Here is a 2,398-nt window from a genome sequence, read left to right as displayed (position 1 = left end):
GATACCGTTGGCGAAATATTGCTTAACAAAAAAACGCCAAGTTTGCCGCGTATTACATGGAGAGGAGAGTTATACTTTTCCGTGCAATACACGGAAAGAAAAAAATTAAGTTAGTTGCCTCAATAATCAATAAACTAGAAGAAATACCTGTGGAGGCAGTATATGTGCTTACATCCTGAAGAAATTCCTCCTATTCCTGATGAAACAGTACGTGTAGCCAAAGCCGCGTTCCCCAAAGGTAATTTATATATGCGACTGCGTGATGAACTTGGGGTCTTTTACCAGGATGAAGACTTCGCATCACTTTATCCGCAACGTGGTCAGCCAGCGCAAGCACCTTGGCGGTTGGCGATGATACTAGTGATGCAATATTTAGAAAATCTCTCTGATAGACAAGCAACTCTTGCAGTGCAAGGGCGGATTGACTGGAAATATGCTTTGTCCTTAGAGTTGACAGACCCTGGTTTTGACTTTAGTGTTTTAAGCGAATTCCGCGACAGATTAATCGCTGGTGGTGTCGAGCAGCAAATACTAGACTTGATGCTGTCGAAATTTACTGAGCGGAAACTGCTTTCAGCAAGAGGAAAACAGCGCACTGATTCAACCCATGTGTTAACAGTAGTTAGAGACCTAACAAGACTGGAGCATTTGGGGGAAACCCTGCGGTATGCCTTGAATGCTGTGGCTGAAGTTGCACCTATTTGGCTGAAGTCACTAGCTCCGGCCGAGTGGTATGACCGCTATAGCAGACGTTTTGAAGATACCCGATTGCCTAGAACAGCTTCAGAGCGAGAAGTTTTAGCCCAGACAATTGGGGCCGATGGCTTTTATTTACTCGATAACATCTATTCCCAAACTTCCCCCACCGAACTGCGACAACTGCCAGCCGTAGAAGTTTTGCGTCAGGTTTGGTTACAGCAATACTATGCACCAACAGACAAGATTCAGTTACGCAACGAAAAAGATGGGTCACCGGGCGCGGTACGAATTCGCTCTCCCTATGATTTAGATGCCCGTAACAGCACCAAACGCACTACTAACTGGACAGGGTACAAAGTGCATTTGACAGAAAGTTGTGATGAAGACTCACCTCACATGATCACTCATGTAGAAACGACTGCTGCCACAACTCAAGACGTAACAGTTGTTCCCTCAATTCACCAAGCCCTGGGCGAAAAAAACCTCCTGCCTCAACAGCATTTGGTTGACCAAGCATACACATCAGCACAATTACTTTCTACCTCAGAGCGAGACTATGAAATTGACCTGTTGGGGCCAGTAGCTCTCAATGTCGGATGGCAAGCAAAGGCTGGACTAGGATTTGATTTATCTCACTTTAAAATAGATTGGCAGCAGAAAGCGGTCTATTGTCCTCAAGGTAAGCGTAGTTACCTTTGGAAAAAGAATAAAAGTGTTTACGGTAAACCTGTAATTTACGTTGAGTTTCGGCAGCTTGATTGCCTAGCTTGTCCAGTTCGGAATCAATGTACTCGTGCAAAAACAAACCCTCGCGGGCTAACTATACAGGCGCAATCTGATTATCAAGCTCTTCAAAAAGCCAGAGACCGACAAAAAACTGAACAGTTCCAAAAACAGTATGCACTACGCTCAGGCATTGAAGGAACTATCTCTCAGGGAATTCGAGCTTTTGAATTGCGCGATTGCCGTTATATTGGGTTAGCTAAAACTTATCTACAGCATATTCTGACGGCTGCTGCTATTAATCTAAGTCGAGTTTTCGCGTGGTTAGAGGATATCCCATTGGCTAAAACTCGCTCCTCACACTTTGCAAGGCTGGCAGACGCTACTGTGTGCTAGCCATACCCGTGATTACTTGTTGCTCAAACGTCAAGAAAAATGTCTCTTGTCCCGTGTAATACATGGTTAATTATCGCCTTTCTCGGTTAAACTTACGATGTAATACACGGTAAAGTTGATGTTCAAACGGGATATTCAAGGAAAGTTTGCGCTTAAGAATGATGACTATCGTGAAGTACGCTCTTTGCGACTAACAGATGATACTTGGAAAGCTATTGGTATTGCTTCTGAATGTTTTGGCTTAACCCGTGCTGATTATTTAGAACACATTGTTAGGCATAACACTCTACCAAGTATTACACGGGAAGACTCAGAATTTTTAGCTGACACTCCACCAGAAACCGAACCCCAACCGAGTATTACACCGCAGAGGGAGTTTCATCGGACATCTGATAAGTCAGCAAAACAGTCTGTTGGGTTAGCGATAGAGGAACTTGAAATTTTACGCGATCGCATTTTGTCCCAACTGAAGTTAGGTAAGCAAGCTACTGGGTATAAAACTGCTCAGAAGGCTCTCAATCGGTTCATTTCTGAACTAATCGGTTCAGTTTAGCTGCTTGGGGAATTCGCCAACGGTATC

General features: G+C 44.1%; 2 protein-coding genes. Both read left to right on the top strand.

Translation table 11 applies throughout. From position 1 onward, the window contains the following. Window positions 1–162 precede the first annotated feature (162 nt). On the top strand, window positions 163–1,818 hold the full coding sequence (locus FNW02_RS37895) for an IS1182 family transposase (protein ID WP_191762590.1): 1,656 nt from the start codon (window positions 163–165) through the stop codon (window positions 1,816–1,818). A 118-nt stretch (window positions 1,819–1,936) separates the two neighbouring features. Further along, window positions 1,937–2,371, top strand: a complete 435-nt coding sequence (locus FNW02_RS37890; protein WP_191762589.1) for a hypothetical protein — start codon at window positions 1,937–1,939, stop codon at window positions 2,369–2,371. Window positions 2,372–2,398 lie beyond the last annotated feature (27 nt).

This window comes from Komarekiella delphini-convector SJRDD-AB1 (genome assembly GCF_014831675.1).
In the GTDB taxonomy this organism is placed as follows: domain Bacteria; phylum Cyanobacteriota; class Cyanobacteriia; order Cyanobacteriales; family Nostocaceae; genus Komarekiella.
The sequence above is the reverse complement of the archived record's forward strand: the minus strand, read 5'-3'. Positions and strand labels throughout refer to the sequence as shown.

Excerpts from the sequence above, each read along its gene's own strand:
- FNW02_RS37890 (WP_191762589.1), top strand. The coding sequence starts at position 1,937 with ATGTTCAAACGGGATATTCAAGGAAAGTTTGCGCTTAAGAATGATGAC.
- FNW02_RS37895 (WP_191762590.1), top strand. The coding sequence starts at position 163 with ATGTGCTTACATCCTGAAGAAATTCCTCCTATTCCTGATGAAACAGTA.